Here is a 6,342-nt window from a genome sequence, read left to right as displayed (position 1 = left end):
GGCGCGGTCGGCGGGGAAGCAAGGGCGTGCATGTCTGAGCGCGGCAGTAGGGACAGTCCGGGGGACTGTCCCCGCGCGAGTTCACGCCCGCCCCGCCGACCGCGCCAACTCCGGGAAGTCCCGGCGGAGCCGGGACCGGCTTCGCTGCGCCCCGAGAGGGGGGCCGCCCCGCCACACCGGCCAAGGACGGATAAAGAACCCATCCGGGCCCTGAGAAACTTCCCTAGTCCTGCAATCCCCGCAGATGCGCCACCAGCAGGCGGGCGGGCGCGGTGAGGGCGTCGGGCGAGCGCACGCCCAGCAGCAGGCTGCGCCGCGCCCAGGCGTCTTCCAGCGCGACCAGCTTCAGGCCCATGGACTTGGCATGCGGGGCGGCGGCGATGCGGGGCAGGATGCCTACGCCCATGCCGGTGGCCACCATGCGGCAGATGGCGTCGAAGCTGCGCACCTGGATGCGCAGCCTGAGCGGACGGTCGAGCCGGCTGCTTTCCTCGAGCATGCGGCTGGCCAGCGACGTGGCGTCGGGCAGGCTGACGTACTCATAGGCCAGGGTGTCGCGGAAGGGTACCGCGCGCCGGGCCGCCAGCGGGTGGGCGCGCGGCGCGATCAATACCAGCTCGTCATCGCGATACGGGTAGGTCACCAGCCCGGCGGCCGGCGTGCGGTCGGCGAAGATGCCGACATCGGCGCGGTTCTCGGCCACGGCGGCCACGATGACCGAACTGTTCTGCTCTTCCAGCTCGATGCGTATGTCGGGATGGCTGGCCATGAAGCCCGACAGGTCTTCGGGCAGGAACTGCGTGATGGATGAAGTATTGGCGGCGATGCGCACCTGGCCCTTGGTGCCGCTCGAATAGGCCGACATCATTCCCGCCATCTGTTCCACGTCTTGCAGGATGCGCATGGCGTGCTGCAGGCAGGCCTGCCCGGGCTCGGTCAGCTCCACGCCCGAGGCGCGCCGGTAGAGCAGGGGCGTCTTGACGGCGTCCTCCAGGTCGGCGATGCGGCGGCTGGCGGCGCCCACCGCCAGGTTCAGCTGCCGCGCGCCGGCCGAGATGCTGCCGTGGCGCGCGGTGGCCACGAACAGCGCCAGCGTGACGAGATCGAAGCGCGAGAGATTGATCAAGCGGGACTCTCCGCAAGTGGCGAGGCCTGCGCCCGCTGCCGCCATGGCATCGGAACGCAGGCCCCGGGCAGGAGGGCCCGCGCGAGGCGGGCCCGGGCTTCAGGCCGCCAGCAACTGGCGCAGCACGAAGGGCAGGATGCCGCCGTGGTTGTAGTAGTCCACTTCGATGGGCGTGTCGATGCGCAGCAGCAGCGGAACCTGCTTGCTGGTGCCGTCCTCGTAGTGGATGGTCAGCGTGACGTCCTGCTGTGGCTTGATACCGTTCTCGAGGCCCGTGATGTCATAGGTCTCGCGACCGGTGATGTTCAGGGACTGGATGCTGTCCGAGCCCTTGAACTGCAGCGGCAGCACGCCCATGCCCACGAGGTTGCTGCGGTGGATGCGCTCGAAGCTGCGCGCGATGACCGCCTTCACGCCCAGCAACTGCGTGCCCTTGGCGGCCCAGTCGCGCGACGAGCCGGTCCCGTATTCCTCGCCGCCGAAGATGACGGTGGGCGTGCCCTCGGCGATGTACTTCATGGCCGCGTCGTAGATGGACAGCTGTTCGCCGCTGGGCTGGTGGATGGTGATGCCGCCTTCGACCCGCGTGCCGTCGGCATTGGGCGGGATCATCAGGTTCTTGATACGCACGTTGGCGAAGGTGCCGCGCATCATGACCTCGTGATTGCCGCGTCGCGAACCGTAGCTGTTGAAGTCGGCCTTCATCACGCCGTTGGCCTGCAGGTACTTGCCCGCGGGCGAGCTTTCCTTGATCGAGCCGGCCGGCGAGATGTGGTCGGTGGTGATGGAGTCGCCGAACAGGCCCAGCGCGCGGGCGCCCTTGACCACGGCATTGGCCGCTCCCGGCTCCATCGTGAAGTCCTCGAAGAAAGGCGGCTCGGCGATATAGGTGGACTTGGGCCAGTTGTAGACCTGTCCCGTCACGCCTTCGATCTGCTGCCACAGCTCGCCGGGATTGGTCTTGACCTGGGCGTAGTTGTTCTTGAAGGCCTTGGGGTCGAGCGCGTACTTCATCAGCTTCTCGATTTCCGCCTGGGTGGGCCAGATGTCGCCCAGGTAGACGTCGCCCTTGGTGCCGCGGCCCACCGGCTCGGTCATCAGGTCGCGCTTCATGGTGCCCGCGATGGCGTAGGCCACCACCAGCGGCGGCGACGCCAGGAAGTTGGCCTTGATGTTCGGGTGGATGCGGGCCTCGAAGTTGCGGTTGCCCGACAGCACGGCGGCGCACACCAGATCGTTCTTGGCGATGAGCTCGTTCAGTTCGGGAGTCAGGTCGCCGGCGTTGCCGATGCAGGTCGTGCAGCCATAGGCCGCGACGTTGAAGCCCAGCTGCTCAAGGTAGGGCAGCAGGTCGGTCTTCTCGAGGTATTCGGTGACGACGCGCGATCCGGGGGCGAGCGAGGTCTTGATGTGCGGCTTGACCGTGAGCCCGGCCTTCACGGCCTTCTTCGCCAGCAGGCCCGCCGCCAGCAGCACGCTGGGGTTGGACGTGTTGGTGCAGGAGGTGATGGCGGCGATCAGGATGTCGCCGTTCTGGATGGGAATGCCGCTTTCGGTCTTGAACACCTGGTCGAGTTTTTCGGCCGGCTGCGAGAAACCGTTCTCGGCCACCGGCTTGCTGAACAGTTCGCTGAAGGTGCGCTTGACGTTGCCGATCTCGATGCGGTCCTGCGGGCGCTTGGGGCCGGCCAGCGAGGGCGCGACCGTGGACAGGTCCAGGGTCAGCAGCTTGGTGTAGTCGATGTCCTTGGCGTCGGGTACGCCGAACATCTTCTGGGCACGGTAGTAGGCCTCGAAGGCCTCGATCTCTTCCTTGGTACGGCCGGTACCCTTGAAGAAGTCGATGGTGCGCTCGTCCACCGGGAAGAAGCCCATGGTGGCGCCGTACTCGGGGGCCATGTTGCCGATGGTGGCACGTTCGGACACGGTCAGGCTGGCGGTGCCCGGGCCACAGAACTCGACGAACTTGCCGACGACTTTCTCGCGCCGCAGCATCTCGGTGATGGTCAGGACCAGGTCGGTGGCGGTGACGCCTTCGCGCAGCCGGCCCTTGAGCTCGACGCCGACGACGTCGGGGGTCAGGATGTAGACGGGCTGGCCGAGCATGGCGGCTTCGGCCTCGATGCCGCCCACGCCCCAGCCGACCACGCCGATGCCGTTGATCATGGTGGTGTGGCTGTCGGTGCCCACCAGCGAATCGGGGTAGTAGACCTTGTCGCGCTTATGGACGCCGCGGGCCAGGTACTCGAGGTTGACCTGGTGGACGATGCCGAATCCGGGAGGCACGACGCCGAAGGTGTCGAAGGCTTGCATGCCCCATTTCATGAACTGGTAGCGCTCGTGGTTGCGCTTGAATTCCAGTTTCATGTTGAGGTCGAGGGCATTCTTGGAGCCGTATTCGTCGATCATGACGGAGTGGTCGACGACGAGGTCCACCGGAACGAGGGGTTCGATGGCCTTGGGATTCTTGTCGAGCTTGGCGGCGACGTTGCGCATGGCGGCAAGGTCGGCCAGCAGGGGGACGCCGGTGAAGTCCTGGAGCACGACGCGGGCGACGACGAAGGGGATTTCTTCCTCCCGCTTGGCGTTGGGCTTCCAGTTGGCGAGCTGTTTGATGTGTTCTTCGGTGACTTTCTTGCCGTCGCAGTTGCGCAGGACGGATTCGAGAACGATGCGCAGGGAGACCGGCAATCGCTCGACCGCGACGCCCAGGGCCTTGCCGAGGGCCGGGAGCGAGTAGTACTGGCCGGATTTGCTGCCGACCTTGAATTCTTTCAGTGTTTTGAACGTGTTGTGCGGCATGATCAGCTCCGAAGGAAAACCGGATAAATCTACCACTTATGCTGCGTCGGTGCGATGTACGGGGACCGGCGGTTTCAGTCAGGGTAGATCCTATGTCTTATATAAGATATAAGACATGAAAATGCAAGCAAAGTTTCGGGGGGACGCAAACATTGGCGGACCTTTGTCCGGGTTCTCTGGACGTCATGCTCCGCGCGCCGGGCCAGGCGCCGGAGGATGCCTCGGGTGGAGGCGCGAGGGAGGACGAGCCGGGCGCGTGCGGCGGGCGCCGTTCCTGTCAGCCGGCCGCCTGCAGGCTTGCCATGGCCTGGGCGATGCGCTGAGGCGCCCTGGGCCGCGCGTACATGCGCTCCATATAGGCCTTGAGGTTGGCAAAGCCGTCGATCAGCCCGTGTTCGTTTCCCCAGTCCAGCACATAGGCGGTGACGCAATCGGCGATGCTCATGCCGTTGCCGACGATGAACTCGCGCCCGTCCATGTGGCGCTCGAGTACTGCCGCCATCGCGACGAATTCCTCCTTCGCCAGGGCGATATCTTCCGGCAGGCGCTTGTCCTCGGGGTACAGAAAGGAGTGCTTGGCGATACGCCACAGCGGCTGCTCGAGCTCGGTGACGGCGAACAGGGACCAGCGATAGGCCTGGGCCCGCTGCGCCAGGCCGGCGGGCATGAGCCCCTTGGCGCCGTATTTCTCCGCCAGGTACATGACGATCGCGGCCGATTCGGTGAGCACGAGGTCGCCGTCGACCAGTACCGGAAGCTTGCCGGCGGGATTGAGGCGCAGGAAGTCGGGGTGGCGGTGTTCGCCGGCCATGAGGTTGACGGGAACGAACTCGAATTCCGCGTCGAGTTCCTGAAGGGCCCAGCGTGCGCGCAGCGAGCGGGTCGGGCCGAATCCATACAGTTTCATCATCTGGGTCCCCTGCTTGGAACAGACGGCGGCGCCATGGCGTTGGCGGCACGGGTAGATGGGGCGTTGCTGGCGGCCCGGGCGGCCGGGCGGAAGGCCCGGAGCGGCAGAGCGGCTGTTTTAGAATGGCTTTCATCGAGCCATTACGAACAATCCATGAGCAATCCCATACGCCTGACCCAGTATAGCCATGGCGCCGGCTGCGGCTGCAAGATCTCTCCCAAGGTGCTGGAGGTGATCCTGGCCGGCAGCGGCGCGCAGAACCTCGACCCCAGGCTGTGGGTGGGCAATGCCTCGCGCGATGACGCGGCGGTCTATGCGCTGGACGACGAGCGCGGCGTCGTGTCGACCACCGACTTTTTCATGCCCATCGTCGACGATCCCTTCGACTTCGGCCGCATCGCCGCCACCAATGCCATCAGCGACATCTACGCCATGGGAGGCGATCCGCTGCTGGCCATCGCCATCCTGGGCTGGCCGGTCAACCTGCTGCCGCCGGAGGTGGCGCGAGAGGTGGTCCGTGGCGGCCGGGCGGCCTGCGACGCCGCGGGCATTCCGCTGGCCGGCGGCCATTCCATCGATGCGCCCGAACCCATCTTCGGCCTGGCTGTCACCGGCGTGGTGGACAAGGCGCGCCTCAAGCGCAACGACACCGCGACGGTCGGCTGCAAGCTGTACCTGACCAAGCCGCTGGGCATAGGCATCCTGACCACGGCCGAGAAAAAATCCAGGCTGCGCGCCGAAGACGTCAACCTGGCGCGCGACTGGATGTGCACGCTGAACAAGCCGGGCAGCCGGTTCGGCCGGCTGCCCGGGGTCAAGGCCATGACCGACGTCACCGGCTTCGGCCTGCTGGGCCATCTGGTGGAAATGGCGGACGGCAGCGGCGTCAGCGCACGCATCGAGTTCGCCAAGGTGCCGCGCCTGCCGGGCGTCGATCACTACCTGGCCGAAGGCTGCGTGCCGGGCGGGACCGGCCGCAATTTCGACAGCTATGGCGAGCGCATCGCGCCCTTGCCCCAGGAGCGGATCGACCTCTTGTGCGATCCCCAGACCAGCGGCGGCCTGCTGGTGGCGGTCGCGCCCGAGGGGGAGGCCGAATTCCTTGCCGCCGCCGCGGAATTCGGGCTGGACCTGGCGCCCATAGGCGAGCTGGTCGAGCGCCAGCGCTACGCGGTCGAAGTGGCGTGATGCGCGGCGATATCGACGACTATCGCGGGCTCTTTCTCCGCGGCGTGCCGATGATGGACACGCGGGCGCCGATCGAATTCGGCAAGGGCGCATTTCCCGGTGCCGTCAACCTGCCGCTGATGACCGATATCGAGCGGCAGAAGGTCGGCACCTGCTACAAGCAGAAAGGCCAGGATGCCGCCATTGCGCTAGGGCGTGTTCACACTATCTAAGCCCATCAACGATGAGCGCGAAATTGATGAAGGCAATGAACATCACATCCAGCTTGTCGAATCGCGAGAATATGCGCCGGAAGCCTTTGAGGCGCCGGAACAGT

The 6,342-nt window shown here is 66.1% G+C and carries 4 protein-coding genes and 2 pseudogenes; 2 read left to right on the top strand and 4 right to left on the bottom strand.

Annotation, left to right across the window (positions count from 1 at the left end; translation table 11 throughout):
• Positions 1–223 precede the first annotated feature (223 nt).
• From CDO44_RS19765 to CDO44_RS19755, 3 genes are all read right to left on the bottom strand, one after another.
• Positions 224–1,123 carry a LysR substrate-binding domain-containing protein gene (locus CDO44_RS19765; RefSeq protein ID WP_087782008.1) on the bottom strand — a complete coding sequence of 300 codons (900 nt, stop codon included), beginning with the start codon at positions 1,121–1,123 and terminating at the stop codon, positions 224–226.
• 102 nt (positions 1,124–1,225) lie between these two features.
• Positions 1,226–3,928 carry an aconitate hydratase AcnA gene (acnA, locus tag CDO44_RS19760; protein WP_087782007.1) on the bottom strand — a complete coding sequence of 901 codons (2,703 nt, stop codon included), beginning with the start codon at positions 3,926–3,928 and terminating at the stop codon, positions 1,226–1,228.
• A 277-nt stretch (positions 3,929–4,205) separates the two neighbouring features.
• Complete coding sequence (locus CDO44_RS19755; protein ID WP_198951403.1) at positions 4,206–4,835, bottom strand: glutathione S-transferase family protein; 630 nt, start codon at positions 4,833–4,835, stop codon at positions 4,206–4,208.
• Positions 4,836–4,991: 156 nt separating this feature from the next.
• Here CDO44_RS19755 and selD point away from each other — a divergent pair, with 156 nt between their 5' ends.
• Together selD and CDO44_RS19745 are read left to right on the top strand one after the other, a co-directional pair.
• Positions 4,992–6,026, top strand: a complete 1,035-nt coding sequence (gene selD, locus CDO44_RS19750; RefSeq protein ID WP_087782005.1) for a selenide, water dikinase SelD — start codon at positions 4,992–4,994, stop codon at positions 6,024–6,026.
• Positions 6,026–6,220: pseudogene (locus tag CDO44_RS19745) on the top strand (tRNA 2-selenouridine(34) synthase MnmH); the annotation flags it as partial. The gene selD and the pseudogene CDO44_RS19745, both read left to right, overlap by 1 nt.
• 10 nt (positions 6,221–6,230) lie before the next feature.
• On the opposite strand, the pseudogene CDO44_RS19740 reads toward CDO44_RS19745, so the two are convergent.
• Positions 6,231–6,342, bottom strand: a pseudogene (locus tag CDO44_RS19740) (IS5/IS1182 family transposase); the annotation flags it as partial.

This window comes from Pigmentiphaga sp. NML080357 (assembly GCF_002188465.1).
Classification (GTDB): Bacteria; Pseudomonadota; Gammaproteobacteria; order Burkholderiales; family Burkholderiaceae_B; genus Pigmentiphaga.
Note: the sequence above shows the minus strand (reverse complement) of the source record. Positions and strands in the feature narration are given on the sequence as shown.